The organism is Bacillus sp. 491mf (genome assembly GCF_900112415.1).
Taxonomy (GTDB): domain Bacteria; phylum Bacillota; class Bacilli; order Bacillales; family Bacillaceae_G; genus Bacillus_A.
The window spans coordinates 1-25,052 of record NZ_FOLV01000030.1; the positions used below are offsets into that span (position 1 = coordinate 1).

The 25,052-nt window shown below is 38.3% G+C and carries 25 protein-coding genes and 2 other annotated features; all 25 genes read left to right on the forward strand.

What is annotated here, in order from left to right:
* Positions 1 to 333 precede the first annotated feature (333 nt).
* Positions 334 to 795 carry a CtsR family transcriptional regulator gene (locus BM211_RS19545; RefSeq protein ID WP_035433763.1) on the forward strand — a complete coding sequence of 154 codons (462 nt, stop codon included), beginning with the start codon at positions 334 to 336 and terminating at the stop codon, positions 793 to 795.
* Positions 796 to 891: 96 nt separating this feature from the next.
* Entirely contained in the window at positions 892 to 1,440 is a 549-nt protein-coding gene (locus tag BM211_RS19550; RefSeq protein WP_090999067.1) for a protein-arginine kinase activator protein McsA, read from the forward strand.
* Positions 1,441 to 1,444: 4 nt separating this feature from the next.
* Positions 1,445 to 2,518 (forward strand): protein-arginine kinase McsB, encoded by a 1,074-nt coding sequence (locus BM211_RS19555; RefSeq protein WP_035433759.1) that lies wholly within the window; start codon positions 1,445 to 1,447, stop codon positions 2,516 to 2,518.
* Positions 2,519 to 2,531: 13 nt separating this feature from the next.
* On the forward strand, positions 2,532 to 4,967 hold the full coding sequence (clpC, locus tag BM211_RS19560) for an ATP-dependent protease ATP-binding subunit ClpC (protein ID WP_035433757.1): 2,436 nt from the start codon (positions 2,532 to 2,534) through the stop codon (positions 4,965 to 4,967).
* Positions 4,968 to 5,061: 94 nt separating this feature from the next.
* A complete protein-coding gene (gene radA / locus BM211_RS19565; protein WP_090999069.1) occupies positions 5,062 to 6,438 on the forward strand; it encodes a DNA repair protein RadA in 1,377 nt (458 codons plus the stop codon).
* A 3-nt stretch (positions 6,439 to 6,441) separates the two neighbouring features.
* Complete coding sequence (gene disA / locus BM211_RS19570) at positions 6,442 to 7,515, forward strand: DNA integrity scanning diadenylate cyclase DisA (RefSeq protein ID WP_035433753.1); 1,074 nt, start codon at positions 6,442 to 6,444, stop codon at positions 7,513 to 7,515.
* A gap of 160 nt (positions 7,516 to 7,675) precedes the next feature.
* Positions 7,676 to 8,776: a PIN/TRAM domain-containing protein gene (locus tag BM211_RS19575; RefSeq protein ID WP_035433751.1), complete on the forward strand. Its 1,101-nt coding sequence runs from the start codon at positions 7,676 to 7,678 to the stop codon at positions 8,774 to 8,776.
* 14 nt (positions 8,777 to 8,790) lie between these two features.
* Positions 8,791 to 9,474, forward strand: a complete 684-nt coding sequence (gene ispD, locus BM211_RS19580) for a 2-C-methyl-D-erythritol 4-phosphate cytidylyltransferase (protein WP_035433749.1) — start codon at positions 8,791 to 8,793, stop codon at positions 9,472 to 9,474.
* A 162-nt stretch (positions 9,475 to 9,636) separates the two neighbouring features.
* A complete protein-coding gene (gene ispF / locus BM211_RS19585) occupies positions 9,637 to 10,113 on the forward strand; it encodes a 2-C-methyl-D-erythritol 2,4-cyclodiphosphate synthase (RefSeq protein WP_035433747.1) in 477 nt (158 codons plus the stop codon).
* 89 nt (positions 10,114 to 10,202) lie between these two features.
* Complete coding sequence (gene gltX, locus BM211_RS19590; RefSeq protein ID WP_035433745.1) at positions 10,203 to 11,660, forward strand: glutamate--tRNA ligase; 1,458 nt, start codon at positions 10,203 to 10,205, stop codon at positions 11,658 to 11,660.
* 48 nt (positions 11,661 to 11,708) lie between these two features.
* Positions 11,709 to 11,957 (forward strand) — a binding site (T-box leader).
* A 249-nt stretch (positions 11,958 to 12,206) separates the two neighbouring features.
* Complete coding sequence (cysE, locus tag BM211_RS19595; protein WP_035433744.1) at positions 12,207 to 12,872, forward strand: serine O-acetyltransferase; 666 nt, start codon at positions 12,207 to 12,209, stop codon at positions 12,870 to 12,872.
* Positions 12,853 to 14,250 (forward strand): cysteine--tRNA ligase, encoded by a 1,398-nt coding sequence (cysS, locus tag BM211_RS19600; protein WP_090999071.1) that lies wholly within the window; start codon positions 12,853 to 12,855, stop codon positions 14,248 to 14,250. Before cysE ends, cysS begins: the two co-directional genes overlap by 20 nt.
* A gap of 2 nt (positions 14,251 to 14,252) precedes the next feature.
* Positions 14,253 to 14,654: a Mini-ribonuclease 3 gene (locus BM211_RS19605; protein ID WP_035433741.1), complete on the forward strand. Its 402-nt coding sequence runs from the start codon at positions 14,253 to 14,255 to the stop codon at positions 14,652 to 14,654.
* 2 nt (positions 14,655 to 14,656) lie between these two features.
* Complete coding sequence (rlmB, locus tag BM211_RS19610) at positions 14,657 to 15,400, forward strand: 23S rRNA (guanosine(2251)-2'-O)-methyltransferase RlmB (RefSeq protein WP_090999073.1); 744 nt, start codon at positions 14,657 to 14,659, stop codon at positions 15,398 to 15,400.
* Positions 15,401 to 15,402: 2 nt separating this feature from the next.
* Positions 15,403 to 15,915 (forward strand): NYN domain-containing protein, encoded by a 513-nt coding sequence (locus BM211_RS19615; RefSeq protein WP_035433738.1) that lies wholly within the window; start codon positions 15,403 to 15,405, stop codon positions 15,913 to 15,915.
* A 67-nt stretch (positions 15,916 to 15,982) separates the two neighbouring features.
* Positions 15,983 to 16,663, forward strand: coding sequence for an RNA polymerase factor sigma-70 (locus BM211_RS19620; protein ID WP_035433737.1), 681 nt, complete (start codon positions 15,983 to 15,985; stop codon positions 16,661 to 16,663).
* A 224-nt stretch (positions 16,664 to 16,887) separates the two neighbouring features.
* Positions 16,888 to 17,034 carry a 50S ribosomal protein L33 gene (gene rpmG, locus BM211_RS19625; RefSeq protein ID WP_081625682.1) on the forward strand — a complete coding sequence of 49 codons (147 nt, stop codon included), beginning with the start codon at positions 16,888 to 16,890 and terminating at the stop codon, positions 17,032 to 17,034.
* 32 nt (positions 17,035 to 17,066) lie between these two features.
* Positions 17,067 to 17,246, forward strand: coding sequence for a preprotein translocase subunit SecE (gene secE / locus BM211_RS19630; RefSeq protein ID WP_020062280.1), 180 nt, complete (start codon positions 17,067 to 17,069; stop codon positions 17,244 to 17,246).
* Between the two features lie 126 nt (positions 17,247 to 17,372).
* Positions 17,373 to 17,906: a transcription termination/antitermination protein NusG gene (gene nusG, locus BM211_RS19635; RefSeq protein WP_035433735.1), complete on the forward strand. Its 534-nt coding sequence runs from the start codon at positions 17,373 to 17,375 to the stop codon at positions 17,904 to 17,906.
* Positions 17,907 to 18,076: 170 nt separating this feature from the next.
* Positions 18,077 to 18,502 (forward strand): 50S ribosomal protein L11, encoded by a 426-nt coding sequence (gene rplK / locus BM211_RS19640; RefSeq protein ID WP_001085872.1) that lies wholly within the window; start codon positions 18,077 to 18,079, stop codon positions 18,500 to 18,502.
* A 181-nt stretch (positions 18,503 to 18,683) separates the two neighbouring features.
* Positions 18,684 to 19,376: a 50S ribosomal protein L1 gene (rplA, locus tag BM211_RS19645; protein ID WP_035433734.1), complete on the forward strand. Its 693-nt coding sequence runs from the start codon at positions 18,684 to 18,686 to the stop codon at positions 19,374 to 19,376.
* A 49-nt stretch (positions 19,377 to 19,425) separates the two neighbouring features.
* Positions 19,426 to 19,568: a sequence feature (ribosomal protein L10 leader region), on the forward strand.
* A gap of 39 nt (positions 19,569 to 19,607) precedes the next feature.
* On the forward strand, positions 19,608 to 20,108 hold the full coding sequence (rplJ, locus tag BM211_RS19650) for a 50S ribosomal protein L10 (RefSeq protein WP_035433733.1): 501 nt from the start codon (positions 19,608 to 19,610) through the stop codon (positions 20,106 to 20,108).
* 70 nt (positions 20,109 to 20,178) lie between these two features.
* On the forward strand, positions 20,179 to 20,541 hold the full coding sequence (gene rplL / locus BM211_RS19655) for a 50S ribosomal protein L7/L12 (protein ID WP_035433732.1): 363 nt from the start codon (positions 20,179 to 20,181) through the stop codon (positions 20,539 to 20,541).
* A gap of 76 nt (positions 20,542 to 20,617) precedes the next feature.
* Positions 20,618 to 21,217, forward strand: coding sequence for a class I SAM-dependent methyltransferase (locus BM211_RS19660; RefSeq protein ID WP_035433730.1), 600 nt, complete (start codon positions 20,618 to 20,620; stop codon positions 21,215 to 21,217).
* Between the two features lie 290 nt (positions 21,218 to 21,507).
* Positions 21,508 to 25,035 (forward strand): DNA-directed RNA polymerase subunit beta, encoded by a 3,528-nt coding sequence (gene rpoB, locus BM211_RS19670; RefSeq protein WP_035433726.1) that lies wholly within the window; start codon positions 21,508 to 21,510, stop codon positions 25,033 to 25,035.
* Positions 25,036 to 25,052: the final 17 nt, after the last annotated feature.

The following is a 25,052-nucleotide window of genomic DNA, read 5'->3' on the forward strand; positions in this document are numbered from 1 at the left end:
ACCGAACACGGAAGTTAAGCTCTCTAGCGCCGATGGTAGTTGGGACTTTGTCCCTGTGAGAGTAGGACGTTGCCAGGCAAACGAAAGACGAGTCAATGGACTCGTCTTTTTTGTGTTTTTATCCTATAAAAGCTGAATTGAAAATCCTCATTGTTGGAAGTTTCGTTTTATAATTAGGAAACTTTATATTCCTCATTCATAAAATAAAGAACGGTTGATTAAACGTGAGAAGATATGGATAGGATAGAGAAGGAAGCAAAAGAGTTGCAAAATTTTTTAATACGTATATAATTAAAGTCAAAGATAGTCAAAGTCAATAAAGGTGGAGGATAAATGAGAAATATATCTGATATTATTGAACAATATCTAAAGCAAGTTATTGACTTAAGTAATAATAATGCAATTGAAATTAAAAGAAGCGAAATTGCTGATAAGTTTGATTGCGTGCCATCTCAAATTAACTACGTTATTAATACTCGTTTTACGCTAGAAAGAGGATTTGTAGTGGAAAGTAAACGAGGTGGCGGAGGTTACATTCGCATTATAAAAGTCAAATTGCATGATGATATAGACATTATTGATCAAATGCTACAAATGATTCAGTATAGTATTGCTCAGTCAAGCGCCGAGAATATAATAAGGCGTTTAGCTGAAGAAGATATTGTTACAAGCAGGGAGACGAAGCTCATGTTTAGTGTGTTAGATCGATCTGTACTACTAACAGACTTACCACTTCGAGATGAACTGCGAGCACGTATACTTCGAGCGATGCTTAGAACACTGAAATATAAGTAAAACTTCTTTTAGGAATAATCAATCTCCTAAAGGCTAGTTGAACGAATAAGGTTATAAATTCATAATTCGTTCCTATTGTAAAGGTGGGGAAATACGTTGATTTGTCAAAACTGTAATTCACGATCAGCAACGCTACATTTTACAAAAGTAATGAATGGAGAAAAGACGGAGATTCATCTTTGCGAGCAGTGTGCACAAGAAAATGGATATACGTCTTTCTTTCAATCAAACAAATCTAGTTTTTCATTTCATAATTTATTAGCAGGTTTACTACATGGTGAACAACCTACAATTGAGAAAAAAGACAATGGCTCTGCGAATATGGATCCGTTGCAATGTTCGAAATGTAATATGACGTATTCTCAATTTGCAAAGATCGGTAGATTTGGTTGCTCTTCTTGTTATGAAACATTTAAAGAACAATTACAACCGATGCTAAAGCGGCTTCATGGCGGGCATACAAGTCATAATGGGAAAATTCCTAACCGTATAGGAGGAAATGTTCATCTAAAAAAAGAATTAGATGAGTTAAAACTAAAATTGCAGGAATGCATACAACAAGAAGAGTTTGAACAGGCTGCAGAATTACGTGATAAAATTCGCAGTTTAGAAAATGAGCTTCGTGAGCATAGAGAGGGGGAATAGTTCTATGTCACTCGATCGTATTATGAACGAAGCGATTAGCCCGTGGATGAGGGAAGATGGTCCTGATTCCGATATTGTTTTAAGTAGTCGTGTTCGGTTGGCTCGGAATTTACGAGATTACCAATTTCCGACGATGTTAACAAATGAAGAAGCGGAGCAAATGATTAAAGTATTTCAAGAAAGGTTTGCTAATCGAACGCTGGAACCTTTTGGGATATTTGAACTTTTACAAATGAATAGCATTCAGCCGTTGCAGCGCAGAGTATTAGTAGAAAAGCACCTTGTAAGTCCAGATTTAGTGGGAACAGAATATGGTGCTTGTTTATTATCTGAGAATGAACAAGTAAGCATTATGCTTAATGAAGAAGATCATATTCGAATTCAATGTTTATTTCCCGGACTACAGTTATCTGAAGCGCTGCATAGTGCAAATCGGATTGATGATTGGATAGAAAGTCAGGTTGAATACGCATTCGATGAACAAGTTGGTTATTTAACGAGTTGTCCTACAAATATAGGAACGGGTTTACGAGCTTCAGTGATGATGCATTTGCCTGCTCTTGTGTTAACAGGACAAATGAATCGTATCGTTCAAGCAATTAATCAACTTGGTTTAGTGGTAAGAGGAATATATGGTGAAGGTAGTGAAGCACAAGGAAATATATTTCAACTTTCGAATCAAATGACATTAGGAAAACCTGAGGAAGATATTGTAGAAGATTTAAAGAGTGTTGTTCAGCAACTTATTCACCAAGAGCGAACGGCGAGGGAATCTATCATGAAAAATTCAAGCGTAGAGCTCGAGGATAAGGTATATCGTTCTTATGGTGTATTGGCAAATAGCCGTTTAATTGAATCTGCTGAGGCTGCAACATGTTTATCGGATGTGCGACTTGGCATTGATCTTGGATATATCGAAAACATATCCAGAAATATTTTAACAGAGTTAATGGTACTTACTCAACCGGGAATTTTGCAGCAATATGCTGGTGGTCCACTGCAACCTGATGAAAGGGATTACCGCAGAGCAGCACTTATTCGTGAAAGATTACAAATTGAACAAAATCGAGCGAAGTAGGAGTGTGATTTATATGATGTTTGGAAGATTTACAGAGCGAGCACAAAAAGTATTAGCGTTATCTCAAGAAGAAGCAATTCGCATTGGTCATAATAATATTGGAACAGAGCATATTTTACTCGGTCTTGTACGAGAAGGAGAAGGAATTGCTGCGAAAGCATTGGTCGCACTTGGATTAAGCCCGGAGAAAGTTCAAAAGGAAGTAGAAGCGCTAATTGGACGTGGTACGGAGGTATCTCAAACAGTTCACTATACGCCACGTGCAAAAAAAGTAATAGAGTTGTCCATGGATGAAGCGCGTAAACTAGGCCATTCTTACGTGGGAACGGAGCATATTTTACTTGGTCTTATTCGTGAAGGAGAAGGGGTCGCAGCCCGTGTTTTAAACAATTTAGGTGTAAGTTTAAATAAAGCACGTCAACAAGTACTGCAGCTTCTTGGTAGTAATGAGACAGCATCTGGCCATCAAGGTGGTGGTTCTGCTAATGCAAGTACACCGACACTTGATAGTTTAGCTCGCGATTTAACAGTTGTAGCTCGTGAAGGGCGTTTAGATCCAGTGATTGGCCGCAGCAAAGAGATTCAACGTGTGATCGAAGTATTAAGTAGAAGAACAAAAAATAATCCTGTACTAATCGGAGAGCCTGGTGTTGGTAAAACTGCGATTGCTGAAGGATTAGCACAACAAATTGTAAATAATGAAGTTCCAGAAACTTTACGTGATAAGCGTGTTATGACACTGGATATGGGTACTGTAGTTGCTGGTACGAAATATCGCGGTGAGTTTGAAGACCGCTTAAAGAAGGTCATGGATGAAATTCGTCAAGCAGGTAATATTATTTTATTCATTGATGAGCTTCATACATTAATAGGTGCGGGTGGTGCAGAAGGAGCAATTGATGCATCCAATATTTTAAAACCATCATTAGCACGCGGAGAATTGCAATGTATTGGAGCAACAACGCTAGATGAGTATCGTAAATATATTGAAAAAGATGCGGCATTAGAGCGACGTTTTCAACCAATTCAAGTGGATGAACCAAGTCTAGAAGAATCAATCCAAATTTTAAAAGGATTACGTGACCGTTATGAAGCGCATCATCGCGTTTCTATCTCAGATGATGCGATCGATGCCGCTGTAAAATTATCTGATCGTTACATTACAGATCGCTTCCTACCTGATAAAGCAATTGATCTAATTGATGAAGCGGCTTCAAAGGTTCGTTTACGCTCTTATACAACACCACCAAATTTAAAAGAGCTTGAATTGAAACTAGAAGAAGTAAGAAAAGAAAAAGACGCAGCAGTGCAAAGTCAGGAATTTGAGAAAGCAGCCTCTTTACGTGATATGGAACAACGTCTACGTGAGAAATTAGAGGATACGAAGCGTCAATGGAAAGAGCAGCAAGGTAAAGAGAACTCAGAAGTAACAGTAGAAGATATTGCAAATGTTGTTTCAACATGGACACGAATTCCAGTCTCTAAGCTAGCTCAAACAGAAACAGACAAACTATTGAACTTAGAAAAAATTTTACATGATCGTTTAATCGGACAGGATGAAGCTGTAGTTGCAGTTGCAAAAGCGGTTCGCCGTGCAAGAGCAGGTTTAAAAGATCCAAAACGTCCAATCGGTTCTTTTATTTTCTTAGGACCAACTGGTGTTGGTAAAACAGAACTTGCACGTGCATTAGCGGAATCTATGTTTGGTGATGAGGATGCGATGATTCGTATTGACATGTCGGAGTACATGGAGAAACACTCTACTTCTCGTTTAGTTGGATCGCCTCCAGGATATGTTGGATATGAAGAAGGTGGCCAATTAACAGAAAAGGTTCGTAGAAAACCATACTCTGTTGTCTTACTTGATGAGGTAGAAAAAGCGCATCCAGATGTATTCAATATTTTACTGCAGGTACTAGAAGATGGTCGTTTAACTGATTCAAAAGGCCGTACAGTCGATTTCCGTAATACAATTGTGATTATGACTTCTAACGTCGGTGCAGATGCATTAAAACGAAATAAACATCTTGGATTTAATGTACAAGATGAAGGTCGTGATTATGCAGATATGAAGAGTAAAGTAATGGATGAGTTGAAAAAGGCATTCCGTCCTGAGTTCTTAAACCGCATTGATGAAATTATTGTGTTCCATACATTAGAGAAGAAACATATTAAAGAAATTGTTATTCTTATGGTAGAACAGTTAGTTAAACGTTTAAAAGAACAAGATATTGATTTAGAACTAACAGATGTGGCAATTGAAGCGATTGCTGATAAAGGATTTGATCCAGAGTATGGTGCACGTCCACTACGCCGTGCCATTCAAAAACATGTTGAAGATCGATTATCGGAAGAGCTCCTTAAAGGTGTTGTTGAGAAAGGTCAAAAAGTTGTTTTTGATACAGAAGGGGAAACATTTGTCATTCGTAGTGCAGAAAAGGTAAAATAAGTATAGACAAACAAAAAGGGGGCTAAAGGATAGCCCTCTTTCTTGTACGAGAAGGAAATATTTTGGTTACACATGAAAGTGAAGTGTAAAAACGATGGCTAAAAAGAAAACAAAATTTATATGTCAAGAATGTGGTTATCAGTCACCGAAGTACATGGGAAAGTGTCCAGGATGTGGACAGTGGAATACCCTAGTTGAGGAGATGGAGCCAGTTGTATCATCACGTCGACTTAATTATGCAAATGCAATTCAAACTGAAGTAACGAAGCCTCGTCGTTTGAAAGAAGTGGAAACGAAAACAGAAGCGCGTATTGAAACGAATTTTCAAGAATTTAATCGGGTTCTTGGAGGAGGAATTGTAGATGGTTCTCTCGTACTTATAGGGGGGGATCCTGGTATCGGGAAATCTACATTGCTGTTGCAAATATCATCACAACTAGCAGACCTTTCCTATGATGTCTTATATATATCGGGGGAAGAATCTGCAAAACAAATTAAACTTCGGGCAGATCGTCTTCATGTAAAGGGAGATAATTTATTTGTTGTATCAGAAACAGATTTACAACGAATTGCACTATATATAGATGAAATGAATCCGTCATTTGTTGTAATTGATTCTATTCAAACGATTCATTTACCAGAAGTAACTTCAGCACCGGGAAGTGTCGCACAAGTACGTGAATGCACAGCAGAGTTAATGAAGCTTGCGAAAACAAAAGGAATACCTATTTTTATTGTAGGACATGTAACGAAAGAGGGAGCTATTGCCGGTCCTCGTATGTTAGAGCATATGGTGGATGCTGTTCTTTATTTTGAAGGAGATCGTCATCATACATATCGAATTTTACGAGCAGTAAAAAATCGTTTCGGTTCAACCAATGAGATGGGGATTTTTGAAATGAAGGAACTTGGCCTTTCAGAAGTATTAAATCCTTCTGAAATCTTTCTAGAAGAAAGGCCTGTGGGTGTTGCGGGTTCAACGGTTGTTGCCTCTATGGAAGGGACAAGACCTGTTTTAGTAGAAATACAAGCATTGATTTCTCCTACAAGTTTCGGAAATCCAAGAAGAATGGCAACGGGGGTTGATCATAATCGTGTCTCTCTCATTATGGCAGTGCTTGAAAAAAGGGCAGGACTATTGCTCCAAAACCAAGATGCATATTTAAAAGTTGCTGGAGGAATCAAGTTAGATGAACCGGCAGTAGACTTGGCAGTTGCAATAAGTATCGCATCAAGTTTTCGTGATAAAACGACTTCCCCAGGCGATGCTGCTATTGGTGAAGTTGGCTTAACTGGAGAAGTTCGTCGTGTCTCTCGTATTGAACAACGTGTACAAGAAGCGGCAAAACTAGGATTTCAACGTGTAATTATCCCGAGGAAAAATTTAGGTGGATGGACGATTCCAGAAGGGATTGAAGTAGTTGGCGTATCAAATATAGGAGAGGCTCTTCGAGTTGCACTAGGAGGATAAGATATGGAAGAAAACAAGCAACGTTCTAAAAGTATTATTAATATTTTGCAGCTTGTTGCACCGGGGACACCGCTAAGGGAAGGAATTGATAATGTGCTTCGTGCACAAACGGGTGGGCTTATTGTACTTGGATACAATGAGCAAATTAAAGGTATTGTTGATGGAGGATTTCATATTAATTGTGCCTTTTCTCCTGCTAGTCTATACGAACTAGCAAAAATGGATGGAGCTCTGATCTTAAATGAAACGGGGAGTAAAATTTTAATTGCGAATGGGCAGTTAGTTCCAGATGCAACTATTGACTCCATTGAAACAGGGATGCGCCACCGAACGGCAGAGCGAGTAGCGAAGCAAACAAATAGTCTTGTTGTTGCTATTTCACAAAGACGAAACGTAATTACTTTATACCAAGGGAATTTACGTTATACATTGAAAGATATTGGGGTTATTTTAACAAAAGCAAACCAAGCAATTCAAACATTAGAAAAGTATAAGGCTGTATGGAATGAAGGAATAACGAACCTTGGTATTTTGGAATTTGAAGAAGTCGTTACGATGTCTGAAGTTGTACATGTATTGCATAGCGTTGAGATGATGCTGCGTATTAAAAATGAAATCTTTAGTTACATTCATGAGTTAGGAACAGAAGGAAGACTTATTCGTTTACAATTAACAGAATTGCTTGCTGATGTAGAGGCAGAAGCCGCGCTATTAATTAAAGATTATTATCATGAAAAAACACAGGATCACTATCAAATTTTGAAAAAATTACAAGAGCTTGCGAATGCTCAACTTCTAGAAGATAGCGATTTAGTAAAACTACTTGGATATTCTGGACAAATGAAACTAGAAGAAAGCATTACACCGCGAGGGTATCGAATTGCAAGTAAAATTTCTAGAGTTCCACCTCTTATTATCGAAAACTTAATTAATCGTTTTAAGAATTTACAAGGAATTTGCCGTGCAACAATTGCAGATTTGGATGATGTGGAAGGAATTGGAGAAGTGCGGGCGAAAAAGATACGAGAGGGTTTAAAACGAATTCAAGAACACTTGTATATGAGTAGACACAATTAAGAATATTACATTGATTTCATAATATAACAACACTCAAAGATTTTTTATATATGATATGATATATTGGTAAATAAAACAAATCATAAAAAAACACGTCCACTTTTGCACTCGACGTTTTGAGTGGCGAAGTAATGGTTAATAATGAGTAGGAGGTGGTTGAATGTTAAAACGAATCGTACAGCTTTTCTTTTTAGTTATCGGAGGAGCGTTAGGGATTTTTCTTATTCCAAAAGTGATTGATATGTTAGGTGTAGGTGCAGTACCTTGGCTTGAAGGCTCTTATATTCGTGCAATTATTGGCGCAATCATTTTATTTTTAACAACATTTTGGCTTGTAGATTATATTGTTCAGCTTATTAAACATATTGAGGAATCGCTTGTAAAAGCACCCGTTACAGATGTTTTATTTGGAACATTAGGGTTAATTTCAGGACTAATTGTTGCGTATTTGATCTTGATTCCGATTCGCGAAATTACCATTCAAGTCATTAGTACAGTATTGCAAATCTTCTTTACACTATTACTTGGTTATTTAGGATTCCAAGTAGGGTTTAAAAAGAGAAATGAATTGTTAGGATTGTTTACATTACCGCAACGCGGAGGAAAGAAAAAAAATGCGAGCAATGAAAATGAGGAAGTAGAAACGTCAACTTCCGATTGGAAAATACTAGATACAAGTGTTATTATTGATGGTCGTATTGCGGACATTTGCCAAACGAAATTTCTGGAAGGAACAATTGTCATTCCGCAATTTGTATTAGAAGAATTACAACATATTGCTGATTCTTCGGATGCGTTAAAGCGTAATCGCGGACGAAGAGGTTTGGATATTTTAAATCGTATTCAAAAAGAGTTACCTATCCCAGTAGAAATTTATGAAGGTGATTTCGAAGACATTCAAGAAGTCGATAGTAAGCTTGTAAAACTAGCAAAATTAACTGGTGGAACTGTTGTTACGAATGACTTTAATTTAAATAAAGTTTCTGAATTGCAAGGTGTGACGGTTTTAAACATTAATGATTTAGCAAATGCCATTAAGCCAGTTGTACTTCCAGGTGAAGAGTTAAGAGTATATGTCGTGAAAGATGGGAAAGAGCAAAATCAAGGTGTTGCATATTTAGATGATGGTACAATGATCGTTGTCGAAGACGGTAGAGAGTATGTCGGTTCTCAAATTGATGTACTTGTTACAAGTGTATTGCAAACATCTGCAGGCCGTATGATCTTTGCCAAGCGTAAATTGTTAGAGAAAGCATTATAAGTAGAGGGCTGACGATGTATACATTAATTATTCCAGCAGCAGGACAAGGTAAGCGTATGGGCGCGGGGAAAAATAAGTTGTTTTTGCAACTTGATGATGCCCCTATTATCGTTCATACATTACGGGCTTTTGAAAAAGATGAACAATGTGGACAAATTATTTTAGCAATTAATGAGAGAGAACGTTCTTATTTTGAAGAACTTCTTCAAACTTATCATATCCAAAAAGATATCCTATTTGTTCAAGGCGGAAATGAGCGTCAGGATAGTGTATATAATGCTCTTATGCATGTAAGAGAGGTAGAGTATGTACTTGTCCACGACGGTGCACGCCCGTTTGTGACGAAGAAGATGATTGAAGATGTATTGCAAATGGCGAAAGAAAAAGGTGCCTCTATTTGTGCAGTGCCTGTGAAAGATACAATTAAAAAAGTAATGCATGATGCTGTTGTTGAAACAGTAGAACGTTCCCAGTTGCGAGCGGTTCAAACACCACAAGGGTTTCATGTTCCCATTTTGTTAGAGGCGCATGAAAGTGCAAAACAAGCGGATTTTCTTGGGACTGACGATGCCAGTTTGGTAGAACGTCTTTCTAAAGAGGTAGGAGTTGTAGAAGGAAGCTATTACAATATTAAGGTGACAACACCTGAAGATTTGGTGATTGCTGAAAGCTTCTTGCGCGTTTTGCAAATACAGTAGCGATGTTATAATAGAAAAGCTCGGTAGCTACCGAGCTTTTCTATGTATAGAGTGGAACTTTCGGCGTGCGGACATATAAAGGTCCACGCGAGTAATAGAATATGAAGCTGCTCATAAGTAGCGGGATAAAATTTATGAGCGTAGTTTGAGGAGGAATTGGAAATGTTTCGAATTGGACAAGGTTTTGATGTGCATGCATTTGCAGAGGGAAGACCATTAATTATTGGTGGGATTACAATTCCATATGAGAAAGGTTTACTTGGACACTCTGATGCTGATGTCCTTTTACATACAATTGCAGATGCTTGTTTAGGAGCAATCGCCGCGGGAGATATCGGTAAGCACTTTCCAGATACAGATCCTGCATTTAAAGATGCGGATTCAGCTGTACTTTTGCAAAAAGTATGGGAGTTTGTTACAGAGCAGGGATATGTACTTGGAAACCTAGATTGCACAATTATTGCTCAAAAGCCAAAAATGGCACCACATATTGAAAGTATGCGTGCAAGAATTAGTGAGCTGCTGCAAACAGAAGTCGAGAATGTGAATGTAAAAGCGACGACAACAGAAAAATTAGGTTTTACAGGACGAGAAGAAGGAATTGCTTCACAGGCTATTATATTATTACAGAAAAAATAGTTGTTTTTAATTCGCAAGATGGATAATCATAATTTTTTGGTGTACAATTAAGGAATCTGTTGACATTAAGAATGGAAGGTGTACCAATTATGGAAAAGCAAGTGAGAGTGCGCTATGCGCCAAGTCCAACAGGACACTTACATATCGGAAATGCACGTACGGCATTATTTAACTATTTATTCGCTCGTAGTCAAAATGGAAAATTTATTATCCGTATTGAAGATACAGACGTAAAGCGTAATATTGCTGGCGGCGAAGAAAGCCAATTAACATACTTAAAATGGCTTGGCATGGACTGGGATGAAAGTGTTGATGTTGGTGGTGAATACGGTCCGTACCGTCAAATGGAGCGTTTAGATATTTATAAAAAGTTATATGAAGATTTACTTGAGCGTGGTTTAGCATATAAATGCTATATGACAGAAGAAGAATTAGAAGCAGAACGTGAGGGGCAAATCGCTCGTGGTGAAACACCTCGCTATGCAGGTAATCACCGTGAACTAACAGAAGAACAAGTTAAACAATTCGAGGAAGAAGGACGTATTCCGAGCATTCGTTTCCGCGTACCTGAAAACCGTGAATATGTTTTTAATGATATCGTAAAAGGTGAAGTATCCTTTAACTCAAATGATTTCGGTGATTTTGTTATCGTGAAGAAAGATGGTATTCCAACTTATAACTTTGCTGTAGCAGCAGACGATCATTTTATGGAAATCTCACATGTTCTTCGCGGCGATGATCACATTTCGAATACACCAAAACAAATGATGATTTATGAAGCATTTGGTTGGGATGTACCGCAATTTGGTCATATGACTTTAATCGTGAATGAAAGCCGTAAAAAATTAAGTAAACGCGACGAATCAATTATTCAATTTATTGAACAATATGAAGCGTTAGGATATCTTCCAGAAGCAATTTTTAACTTTATCGCATTATTAGGTTGGTCACCAGTAGGGGAAGAGGAAATCTTCTCTAAGGACGAGTTTATTGAAATGTTCGATGCAGCTCGTTTATCGAAATCACCAGCGTTATTCGATTCTCAAAAATTAAAATGGATGAATAACCAATATATGAAAAAGCAGGACTTAGATCGCGTTGTTGAATTAAGCTTACCGCATTTAGTGAAAGCTGGCCGTGTAAGTGAACATTCAAGTGAACAAGAATTAGCTTGGATTCGCGATGTGATTGCTCTATATCATGATCAAATGAGCTTCGGTGCTGAAATTGTTGAGTTATCTGATATGTTCTTTAAAGACCATGTAGATTATGAAGAAGAAGGACAAGAGGTACTGAAAGGCGAACAAGTACCAGAAGTTCTTCGCGTGTTTGCGGCAGAATTAGAAGCATTAGAAGAAGTAGAACCTGGAGCGGTTAAAGCAGCGATTAAAGCTGTTCAAAAACAAACTGGTCAAAAAGGAAAAGGATTGTTCATGCCAATTCGTGTTGCGACAACTGGTCAAACACACGGTCCAGAACTTCCAAATGCAATTGCGCTTCTTGGAAAAGAAAAAGTTTTAAATCGTGTTCGTAAAGTAATTGGTTAACATTTTACGGATTTAGAAATATAATAAAAATACTCCAAAACGAAATAAACAAAAGCGACGAGAAGGAGAAGTAGAAAATCATGCTTTTCACAGAGAAAACCACCATTTGGCTGGAAGTGGTTTAAAAGCGGATTTTTGAAGTGCCCCTTTGAGTCTTCTGCTGAACAACGAATGTATGTCGAGAAACGTCATGATGATGTAAAGTAAGCAGAAGCGGTATAAACCGTTATCATGTTTGAGTTTGAGGTCTTTTTAGGCCTAAACAGAGTGGAACCGCGCTTGTAAGGCGTCTCTGTCTATATAGACAGAGACGCCTTTTTCTATATAAACTCAAATTGAAAAAGCGACATAAAACCATTCTTTTTAGCTGGTCGGGAGCACTGGTCATGCGTAGCAGCACTCTATATGTCGAGAATTTAAAGTGGGTTCATATATACCTTACAGGTGTGGATAGAGTTTGTATGTATCGATAGCCGGAAAAACTAGATTGGTGGAAAAGAAATCCACTGAGGGGAGTTTCACTTTAAATAAAAAGGGGGAACACAGATGTTTAAGAGGCTTCGGGAGGATATTGAAGTCGTCTTTGAACAGGATCCAGCGGCGAGAAGTTATATCGAAGTAATTTTAACTTACTCTGGATTGCACGCAATTTGGGCACATCGTATTGCGCACGCCTTTTATAAACGGAAGTTTTTCTTTTTTGCACGTGCTATCTCGCAAATGAGTCGTTTTTTTACAGGTATTGAAATTCACCCAGGAGCAACGGTCGGTCGCAAGTTTTTTATCGATCATGGTATGGGCGTTGTAATTGGAGAAACGTGTGAAATTGGAGATAACGTGACAATTTATCAAGGTGTTACATTAGGTGGAACAGGAAAAGAAAAAGGAAAACGTCATCCAACGATTAAAGATAATGTGTTAATTGCAACAGGTGCGAAAGTACTTGGATCGATTACGGTTGGAGAAAATTCCAAAATTGGTGCTGGTTCAGTTGTACTGAAAGAAGTGCCTGCGCATTCTACAGTTGTAGGCATTCCTGGTCGTGTCGTGATTCAAAATGGCGTAAAAGTAGGGCAAGAATTAAATCATTGTGATCTTCCGGATCCAATTTTTGATAAGTTGAAAGCGATGGAAGAAGAGCTTGAACAATTGAAAAAACAATTAGTATTGAAAACAGAAAGGATGGATAAAAATGACTATTCACATTTATAATACGTTAACGCGTCAGAAAGAAGCGTTTATTCCTTTAGAAGAAAATAAAGTGAAAATGTATGTATGCGGACCAACTGTATACAATTACATTCATATTGGGAATGCAAGACCACCTATGGTATTCGACACAGTACGTCGTTATTTAGAACATAAAGGGTATGATGTACAATATGTTTCTAATTTTACTGATGTAGATGATAAATTAATTAAAGTGGCGAATGAGCTAGGAGAAGATGTTCCGACAATTGCAGACCGCTTTATTAAAGCATACTTTGAAGATGTAACTGCATTAGGTTGCAAACATGCAACGGCTCACCCTCGTGTAATGGAAAATATGGATATTATTATTGAGTTTATTCAAGAACTTGTAACTAAGGGATATGCATATGAATCTGAAGGTGATGTGTATTACAAAACGAAAGAATTTGAAGGATACGGTAAATTATCACATCAACCAATTGCAGACCTTCGTCATGGTGCGCGCATTGAAGTTGGAGAAAAGAAACATGATCCACTTGACTTTGCGTTATGGAAAGCAGCAAAAGAAGGAGAAATCTTCTGGGATAGCCCTTGGGGGAAAGGTCGCCCAGGTTGGCATATTGAATGCTCGGCAATGGCACGTAAGTATTTAGGTGATACAATCGATATTCATGCTGGTGGGCAAGATTTAACATTCCCGCATCATGAAAATGAAATTGCGCAATCAGAAGCGTTGACTGGAAAAACATTTGCACGTTACTGGATGCACAATGGATATATTAATATTAATAATGAAAAAATGTCTAAATCGTTAGGTAACTTTGTTCTTGTTCACGATATTATTAAGCAGTACGATCCACAATTAATTCGTTTCTTTATGTTATCTGTGCATTATCGTCACCCGATTAATTTTAGTGAGGAATTATTGCAACATACAAGTAACGGATTAGATCGTATTAAAACGGCTTATGTTAACTTAAAGCATCGTATGGAAAGTAGCACAGATTTAACGGATCATAATGAGAAGTGGTTAGCTGAGCTGGAGAAGTTCCAGGTTGCATTTGAAGAGGCAATGGATGATGACTTTAATACAGCAAACGCTGTAACAGAGCTATACAACTTAGCAAATCATGCAAATCAATATTTATTAGAAGAGCATACATCAAAATTGGTAATTGAATCGTACATGAAGCAATTTGAAGCGTTATTTGGAATTTTAGGATTAGAATTAACGAAAGAAGAATTGCTTGATGAGGAAATTGAAGCATTAATCCAAAAACGTATTGAGGCTCGTAAAAATCGTGATTTTGCATTATCTGATCAAATTCGCGATGAGTTAAAAGAGCGTAACATTATTTTGGAAGATACACCACAAGGTACGAGATGGAAAAGAGGTTAAACATGATTGATGCAAAGCAATTGAATAGCTTAGCGTTAGCGTATATGGGTGATGCGGTATATGAACAATATATCCGCTATCACCTGCTTCAAAAAGGAACAGTTCGTCCGAACCAACTACATCGTTTGAGTACAAACTTTGTTTCTGCAAAAGCGCAAGCAAAAGTTGTTTATCATTTACTAGAGACATCATTTCTTACTGAGGAAGAAGAAGCTGTATTAAGAAGAGGGCGTAATGCAAAATCAGGTTCTGTTCCGAAGAATACGGATGTACAAACGTATCGGCATAGTACTGCTTTTGAAGCGGTGATTGGATATCATTATTTATTAAATCATCAAACGCGAATAGAAGAGATTGTATTTGAAGCGATTCGTGTATTAGAGAATCAGGAGGGAGGCGCGTAAGCGTGAATAGTGAATATATTATTGGTCGTAACCCTGTAATTGAAGCGTTGAGATCAGGGCGCGATATTAATAAGATTTGGGTTGCAGAAGGTGCTGCAAAAGGACAAGTGCAAATTGTACTTGCATTAGCGAAGGAAAACAAAATTTTAGTACAGAATTCACCAAAGAAAAAATTAGATCAACTTGTAGAAGGGAATCATCAAGGTGTAGTTGCGCAAGTGGCGGCATATGAATATGCGGACTTAGAGGACTTATTTGCAGTGGCTGCTAAGCGGAATGAAGATCCTTTCTTTTTAATTCTTGATGAGATTGAAGATCCGCACAACTTAGGTTCTATTATGCGTACTGCAGATGCGGTAGGAGCTCACGGTATTATTATTCCAAAACGCAGAGCGGTTGGTTTAACAGCGGCAGTTGCGAAGGCTTCGACGGGAGCGATTGAGTATGTTCCGGTAGCTCGTGTGACAAATTTATCGAGAACGATTGATGAGTTGAAAGAGCGTGGGCTTTGGATTGCAGGTACAGATGCAAAAGGAAAAGATGACTATCGTAATTTAGATGGAAAGATGCCAATTGGCTTAGTTATTGGTAGTGAGGGGAAAGGTATGAGTCGCTTAATTGGCGAGAAATGTGACTTCCTCATCCATTTGCCGATGGCAGGTAAAGTTACATCCTTAAATGCTTCAGTTGCTGCTAGTTTATTAATGTATGAAGTGTATCGGAAACGTTATCCAATCGGTAAGTAAGAATGAATGATATTTTAATCGTTGATGGCTACAACATTATTGGGGCTTGGGCAGATTTAAGAAAGCTAAGGGATGTAGATTTGCAGGCTTCACGCGACTTACTTATTGATAAAATGGCAGATTATCAAGGGTATACAGGCACGAAAGTTATGATTGTGTTTGATGCATATTCTGTTTATGGAATTGAAAAGAAGATGAAACAGGCGCGTGTTGACGTAATTTTTACAAGAAAGAACCAAACAGCTGATGAGAAAATCGAGCAACTCGCGATTGAACTACGTAATATTAATACGCGTATTTATGTTGCGACGTCTGATTACACAGAGCAGTGGGCTATTTTTGGACAAGGTGCCCTGCGTAAATCAGCGCGGGAGTTAGAGATAGAAGTTCAGGCGATGGAACGTACCGTACGTGATGAAACGAAGAAAACAAAAGAAACACAACCGGCTATGCGAACGATATTTAGTGATGAAGTTACAGAAAAATTAGAAAAGTTAAGACGAGGAGGGCGTTGAAACATTGACGCTCTCCTTGTGCTTACTGTATAATATTGTTAAATAACTAGCGGTCGGAGGGATCAGATTGGAAGTAGACTTCGTAAGCGACAACAATGTTATATTTAATGGTTTAGAGGATGAAGAGATAGTTGAATTAGTAAGGAAAGGTAATGTAGATGCGCTGGAGTATTTGATTCATAAGTACAAAAATTTTGTACGTGCCAAATCAAGATCTTATTTTTTAGTTGGCGCTGATCGTGAAGATATTATTCAAGAAGGTATGATTGGATTATTTAAGGCGATTCGTGATTATAAAGAGGACAAGCTATCTTCCTTTAAAGCCTTTGCGGAATTATGTATTACACGCCAAATTATTACCGCTATTAAAACTGCGACAAGACAGAAACATATTCCTTTAAATTCGTACGTATCTTTAGACAAACCGATTTATGATGAAGAATCTGATCGCACTTTATTAGATGTTATATCTGAAGCGAAGATGACGGATCCTGAAGAGATGATTATTAGCCAAGAAGAGTATGTTGATATAGAATCAAAAATATCTGAATTATTAAGCGATTTAGAAAGAAAAGTACTGTCTTTGTACTTAGATGGAAGGTCGTATCAAGAAATTTCAGAGCAATTGAATCGTCATGTGAAATCCATTGATAACGCTCTGCAACGAGTGAAAAGAAAACTAGAACGTTATATGGAAATGAGAGAAACGGCAACCGTTAATGCACCCTCTATTAAGCGAAATATATAAATGCCATTTAAAAAACCAAATATACATAGCGGCAGCTTATATGTTTGGGAATAAAAAACGGGTTTATATAGATGTTGCTTAAAGGTATATTAAAATAATAGATTAATATAAAAGAGGGGCTTTTCCTCTCCTTTTCTTTTTGGAGTAGGGGGAGTGTCATTGACATTGTATTTTATTGTATGATACATTTTTAAGGAAATAATGTTACGAGGCTGGTGTAACAAGTGAGAAAAAAAGTTGTACTCGCATGTGAAAAGTGCAATAATCGAAACTATTCCACAATGAAAGATACAAGCTCAGTAGAGCGTCTTGAAATAAAGAAATTTTGTAAAACATGCAATGCGCATATGATTCATAAGGAAACAAAATAAACAATCGTAATTATGCACTGGAGGTTCCGGAAATGCGTTTGACGAACTTTTTTGGCGATGTAAGCCGTGAAATGAAAAAAGTAAGTTGGCCGAAAAAAGATGAATTATTCCGTTCGACACTGACTGTAATTGCAACTGTTGTGTTCTGTGCAGTTTTCTTTGCAGTGGTGGATATGGGGATTTCTTCTTTAATTCGTTTAATTCTTGAATAAGAAGCACTTATACATGATATAATGTTAATGTTATTTATACGAACTGTGTAAAAGCCCGGTGAACGGGTTTTTTCATTTGCGCGAAAAAATGTACGTCAGGGAGGGAAGGACGGTCGTCCTAAATCAATGGAAAAACGTTGGTATGTTGTCCATACTTATTCTGGATATGAAAATAAAGTAAAAACGAACCTAGAGAAACGTGTAGAATCGATGGGTATGCAAGATAAGATTTTCCGTGTTATTGTTCCAGAGGAAACAGAAGTAGAGATGAAAAACGGAAAAGAGAAAATAACGAAGAGGAAAGTATTTCCTGGCTACGTATTAGTAGAACTTATCATGACAGATGATTCTTGGTATGTTGTTCGCAATACACCAGGAGTAACAGGGTTTGTTGGTTCTTCTGGATCTGGTTCAAAACCATCTCCGTTATTGGAAGAAGAAGTAGTTGTGATCTTAAAACACATGGGAATGGAAAATGAAGTGGTTGATTTTGACTTTGAACTTCATGAGACTGTACGTGTGAATGAAGGTCCGTTTGCGAACTATACAGGTGCTATTAATGAAATTGACCTAGAAAAACAAAGGGTTACAGTGCTTGTTGATATGTTTGGTCGCGAAACTTCAGTTGAGTTAGACTTCCACCAAATTGAAAAATTATAAAATCGAACTTGAAATGAATTGTAAAAAGTGATAATATCTTTAAAGTCAATACGTCTTCGGAAACGGAGACGTTTTTTGAGAAAATTTTATCGCTAAAGATAAAATATGAAGTGGGAGGGCAAAAAATAATTGCCCATTGACCACATCACGGACTTAAGGAGGTGTGTCTCGTGGCTAAAAAGGTAATTAAAATGGTAAAACTTCAGATTCCTGCAGGTAAAGCTAACCCAGCTCCACCAGTTGGTCCAGCATTAGGACAAGCAGGTGTTAACATCATGGGCTTCTGTAAAGAGTTCAACGCTCGTACAGCAGATCAAGCTGGTCTAATCATTCCTGTTGAAATTACAGTATTTGAAGACCGTTCATTCACTTTCATTACTAAAACTCCTCCTGCTGCTGTTCTTCTTAAGAAAGTAGCTGGTATCGAGTCTGGTTCTGGTGAACCAAATCGTAATAAAGTGGCAACTGTTAAGCGTGATAAAGTTCGCGAAATCGCTGAAACTAAAATGCCTGACCTAAACGCTGCTAGCGTAGAAGCTGCAATGCGTATGGTTGAAGGTACTGCACGCAGTATGGGCATTGTTATCGAAGACTAATTCGATTTGTTTTTTTTGTAAAAGAGGTTGCGGGTCTGGTGTTCCAATTCGCAACCTTTATTATCGTAAATGAATGTCGTTTTTTAAATAAAAGGATGGGCGCGCATCCTCGATCGTATCGGAAAAAATGCGTAAACGTGGGAGGTTATTCCGCTAAAACCACATTGAGGAGGAAATAAAAATGGCTAAAAGAGGTAAAAAGTACGTAGAAGCTGCAAAGCTTGTTGATCGTGCGACTGCTTACTCTGCAACAGAGGCAGTAGAATTAGTAAAGAAAACAAACACAGCTAAATTTGATGCAAGTGTAGAAGCTGCATTCCGTTTAGGTGTTGACCCTAAGAAAGCTGACCAACAAATTCGTGGTGCAGTTGTTCTTCCACATGGTACTGGTAAAGTACAACGTGTATTAGTATTCGCTAAAGGCGAAAAACTAAAAGAAGCTGAAGCTGCTGGAGCTGACTTCGTAGGTGATGCAGACTACATCAACAAAATCCAACAAGGTTGGTTTGACTTTGACGTAGTAGTAGCAACTCCTGACATGATGGGTGAAGTTGGTAAACTTGGTCGTGTATTAGGACCTAAAGGTTTAATGCCAAACCCTAAAACTGGAACAGTTACTTTCGACGTAACAAAAGCAGTTAACGAAATCAAAGCTGGTAAAGTAGAATACCGCGTTGATAAAGCTGGTAACATCCATGTACCAATCGGTAAAGTATCTTTCGAAGATGCAAAATTAGTTGAAAACTTAGAAACAGTTGCTGATGCGCTTCTAAAAGCTAAACCAGCTGCTGCAAAAGGTACTTACATGAAGAACGTAACAGTTGCTTCTACAATGGGACCTGGCGTACGCGTTGACGTTTCAACTATTGCGTAAAAATTGGAAGTTGACTTCATGGTGAAGTTCTAATATAATCATCTATGTTGTGAATTTTAATAGTGTACCGTAGACAGTAGGTGCCATTTTGGCTTAATATCCTACCGAGGTGTAAATATACGGAACGGAATTTTTCTGTGACTATATGCCTCCATGTCTATAACTGGGCACGGAGGCTTTTTAGTGCACTTTCGGTACATCTTCTATATAATCTACAGGAGGTGTAATAACATGACTAAAGCAATCGAAGCAAAACAACATGTTGTAACTGAAATCGCTGGTAAACTTAGCGAAAGTAAATCAACAATCGTTGTTGACTACCGTGGTTTAACAGTTTCTGAAGTAACAGAATTACGTAAAGCATTACGTGAAGCTGGCGTTGAGTTCAAAGTTTACAAAAACTCTTTAACTCGTCGTGCTGCAGAAGTTGCTGAACTAACTGAGTTAAATGAATTCCTAACAGGACCAAACGCTATCGCGTTCAGTAACGAAGATGTAGTTGCTCCTGCGAAGGTATTAAACGACTTTGCAAAAAATCACGAAGCTTTAGAAATTAAAGCTGGTGTAATTGAAGGTAAACTTGTAACTGTTGATGAGGTTAAAGCTATCGCTACTCTTCCATCACGTGAAGGCTTACTTTCTATGCTTCTTAGCGTTCTTCAAGCTCCAATCCGCAACCTTGCACTTGCTGCAAAAGCTGTTGCTGATCAAAAAGAAGAGCAAGGCGCTTAATTTTTTAAAAGATAATTACGTATTATCGATCAAACAATATGAACTTATTTAATAAGGGAGGATATTTACAATGACTAAAGAACAAATCATTGAAGCAGTTAAAAATATGACTGTATTAGAACTTAACGACTTAGTAAAAGCTATCGAGGAAGAATTCGGCGTAACTGCTGCTGCTCCTGTAGCTGTAATGGGTGGCGCTGCTGGTGAAGCTGCTGCTGAGAAAACTGAATTTGATGTAGTACTTGCTGAAGCAGGCGCTCAAAAAATCAAAGTTATCAAAGTTGTTCGTGAAATCACTGGTCTTGGATTAAAAGAAGCTAAAGAAGTAGCTGACAACACTCCAAAAGCAGTTAAAGAAGGCGTTTCTAAAGATGAAGCTGAAGAAATCAAAGCTAAACTTGAAGAAGTTGGCGCTGTAGTAGAAGTTAAGTAATTAACTTTTGAAGCTTTAAGAAAAGCTCGCTCTCATGCGAGCTTTTTTTTTAACTGTAAAGAAAAGAGGTGGCCGTATGGCAGACCATTATTTTTCTAACGATCCTTCTAGTAAAAGTGATCGTAAACGTTGGGAATATACGCTCAGAGGATCGCAATTTGTTTTCTTATCTGACCACGGAGTATTTTCAAAAAGTGAAGTGGACTTTGGTTCGCGTCTTTTAATTGAAGCGTTTCAGATGCCGGATGCTCAAGGTGATGTATTAGATGTCGGGTGTGGATATGGTCCGATAGGTTTATCTTTAGCGAAAGAGTTTCAAGAACGCGTAGTTCATATGGTGGATGTAAATGAAAGGGCGCTTGGGCTTGCGAAAGAAAACGCAGCTAATAACCGAATTGGAAATGTCCGGATTTATGAAAGTAGTGTATATGAAAATGTGAATGGAAAATACGCTGCTATTCTATCTAATCCGCCAATCCGAGCTGGAAAGCACGTGGTGCATGAGATTCTAGAAAAAGCAGTGGATTATCTTGTGCCGGGCGGAGAACTTTGGATTGTAATCCAGAAAAAGCAAGGTGCACCATCCGCGATGAAAAAACTAGAAGAAGTGCTCGATGTTGTGGAAGTCGTAGAAAAGAAAAAAGGCTATTATATCATAAAATCAAAAAAACGTTGACTGTTATTTTTGGTTGTGTTAACATTATAAAATGCCAATATATGATTTTCTGCGTTGAGAACAATGTATATTTTTGCTTGTCTTGGAAAAGATAGTAAAATCAGCAGATGATGAAACAGAATGATGGTTTTCTTATAGAAGCCATTTTTCTTTTTTGAGCAGTTAGAAACACTCAACGTATCTATCTTTTTTGGGAAAAAGGCTACGTAATTTGCGTCAGTCGTATTTAGTTGTGATTTTGCACATTTTTTGTGCATTTTATAATACTCTTGATTTGAGGGGTGAAGCAGTTGACAGGTCAACTAGTTCAATACGGACGACACCGCCAACGAAGAAGTTATGCCCGTATTAGTGAGGTATTAGAATTACCAAATCTTATCGAAATTCAAACCTCTTCTTATCAGTGGTTTCTTGATGAGGGTTTGCGAGAAATGTTCCAAGACATTTCTCCGATTGAAGACTTTACGGGAAATCTATCGCTTGAATTTATCGACTACAGTTTAGGTGAACCAAAATATTCTGTAGAAGAGTGTAAAGAGCGTGATGTGACGTATGCAGCACCACTTCGTGTAAAAGTGCGTCTAATCAATAAAGAAACTGGTGAAGTAAAAGAGCAAGATGTGTTCATGGGGGATTTCCCGCTCATGACAGAGACAGGAACATTTGTAATTAACGGTGCAGAACGCGTTATCGTTTCTCAGTTAGTTCGTTCACCAAGTGTATACTTCAGTGGAAAAGTGGACAAAAATGGAAAACGCGGATTTACTGCTACTGTAATTCCAAACCGCGGAGCTTGGTTGGAGTATGAAACAGATGCTAAGGATGTTGTTTATGTACGTATCGATCGTACGCGCAAACTGCCTGTAACTGTTTTGTTACGCGCATTAGGGTTTGGCTCTGATCAAGAAATCACCGAATTGATTGGTGATAACGAATACTTAAGCAATACGTTAGAAAAAGATAACACGGATAGCACAGAAAAAGCGTTGCTTGAAATTTACGAGCGTCTACGTCCAGGTGAGCCACCGACAGTAGAAAACGCAAAGAGCTTGCTTGTTTCTCGTTTCTTTGATCCGAAACGTTATGATCTAGCAAATGTAGGTCGCTACAAAATTAACAAGAAATTACACATTAAAAACAGATTGTTTAACCAACGTTTAGCTGAAACTTTAGTGGATCCTGAGACAGGTGAAATTTTAGTAGCAGAAGGAACAATCTTAGATCGTCGTACGTTAGATCGTATTTTACCTTACTTAGAAAAGAACATTGGTTTTAAAACAGCGAAACCAATGGGCGGAGTGGTAGACGGCGATGTTGAATTGCAATCTATTAAGATTTATGCTCCAGATGCAGACGGAGAGCGCTCTATCAATATTATTGGTAATGCGAATATCGACCGTGATATAAAACATATTACACCAGGCGATATTATTGCATCTATTAGCTATTTCTTTAATCTTCTATATAAAGTAGGAGACACAGACGATATTGACCATTTAGGAAACCGCCGTCTACGTTCTGTAGGGGAATTGTTACAAAACCAATTCCGTATCGGTCTTTCTCGTATGGAACGAGTTGTTCGTGAGAGAATGTCAATTCAAGATACAAATGCAATTACACCGCAAGCGTTAATTAACATTCGTCCGGTTATTGCATCTATTAAAGAGTTCTTCGGTAGCTCTCAGTTATCTCAGTTTATGGACCAAACAAACCCATTAGCAGAGTTAACACATAAACGAAGACTATCTGCATTAGGACCTGGTGGTTTAACGCGTGAGCGCGCAGGCTTTGAAGTGCGTGACGTTCACTACTCTCACTATGGTCGTATGTGTCCAATTGAAACACCAGAGGGACCAAACATCGGTTTGATCAACTCTCTATCTTCGTTTGCGAAAGTAAATGAATTTGGTTTCATTGAAACACCATATCGCCGTGTTGATCCAGAAACTGGACGCGTAACAACACGTGTAGATTACTTAACAGCTGATGAACAAGATAACTATGTTGTTGCCCAAGCAAACGCACGTTTATCTGAAGATGGAGATTTTCTTGATGAAGACGTTGTAGCACGTTTCCGCGATGAGAACGTTGTAGTAAAACGTGAACGTATCGACTACATGGATATCTCTCCAAAACAGGTCGTGTCTGCTGCGACAGCTTGTATTCCGTTCTTAGAAAACGATGACTCGAACCGTGCGCTAATGGGTGCGAACATGCAACGTCAAGCAGTTCCACTTATGAACCCAGAATCTCCAATTGTAGGTACTGGTATGGAGTACGTATCGGCGAAAGATTCAGGTGCTGCAGTAATTTGTAAACATCCTGGTATCGTTGAACGTGTAGAAGCTCGCGAAGTTTGGGTACGTCGTTATATCGAAGTAGACGGTCAACAAGTAAAAGGTGACTTGGATCGTTACAAAATGTTGAAATTCATCCGTTCTAACCAAGGAACTTGTTACAACCAACGTCCAATCGTAAGTGTTGGTGATCAAGTTGTAAAAGGTGAGATTCTTGCAGACGGTCCTTCTATGGAAAAAGGTGAACTTGCACTTGGTCGTAACGTGCTTGTTGGCTTTATGACATGGGATGGTTATAACTATGAGGATGCGATCATTATGAGTGAGCGCCTTGTAAAAGATGATGTGTACACTTCTATTCATATTGAAGAATATGAATCTGAAGCTCGTGATACAAAGCTAGGACCAGAAGAAATTACACGAGACATTCCAAACGTAGGGGAAGATGCGCTTCGCAACCTTGATGAGCGTGGTATTATCCGCATTGGTGCAGAAGTAAAAGATGGAGACTTGCTTGTTGGTAAAGTAACGCCAAAAGGTGTAACAGAGTTAACAGCAGAAGAACGTCTATTACATGCAATCTTTGGTGAGAAAGCTCGTGAAGTACGTGATACATCACTACGTGTACCACATGGTGGTGGCGGTATTATCTTAGACGTAAAAGTATTTAACCGTGAAGATGGCGATGAATTACCACCAGGTGTGAATCAACTTGTACGTGCATATATCGTTCAAAAACGTAAAATTTCTGAAGGTGACAAGATGGCCGGTCGTCACGGTAACAAAGGTGTTATCTCCCGTATTTTACCGGAAGAAGATATGCCTTACTTACCAGATGGCACACCAATCGATATCATGTTAAACCCATTAGGGGTACCATCTCGTATGAATATCGGTCAGGTGTTAGAGCTTCATCTTGGTATGGCAGCAAGATATCTTGGCATTCATGTTGCAACGCCAGTATTCGATGGTGCTCGTGAGGAAGATGTATGGGGAACAATCGAAGAAGCTGGTATGGCGCGTGATGCGAAGACGATTCTTTACGATGGACGTACTGGTGAACCGTTCGACAACCGTGTATCTGTTGGTGTCATGTACATGATTAAACTTGCACACATGGTTGACGATAAACTTCATGCTCGTTCTACTGGACCATACTCACTTGTAACGCAGCAACCTCTTGGAGGTAAAGCACAGTTCGGTGGACAGCGTTTTGGTGAGATGGAGGTTTGGGCACTTGAAGCTTACGGTGCTGCTTATACTCTTCAAGAAATCTTAACAGTTAAGTCGGATGATGTTATTGGTCGTGTGAAAACGTACGAATCGATTGTAAAAGGCGAAAACGTTCCAGAACCAGGTGTTCCTGAATCATTCAAAGTATTGATTAAGGAGCTACAAAGCTTGGGTATGGATGTTAAGATGATGTCTAGCGACGATACTGAAATTGAAATGCGTGATACTGATGACGATGATCATCAATCTGCAGAGAAATTGAATGTCGAAGCTGAGATAACGGAATAATTGGGATAACCTGTAGA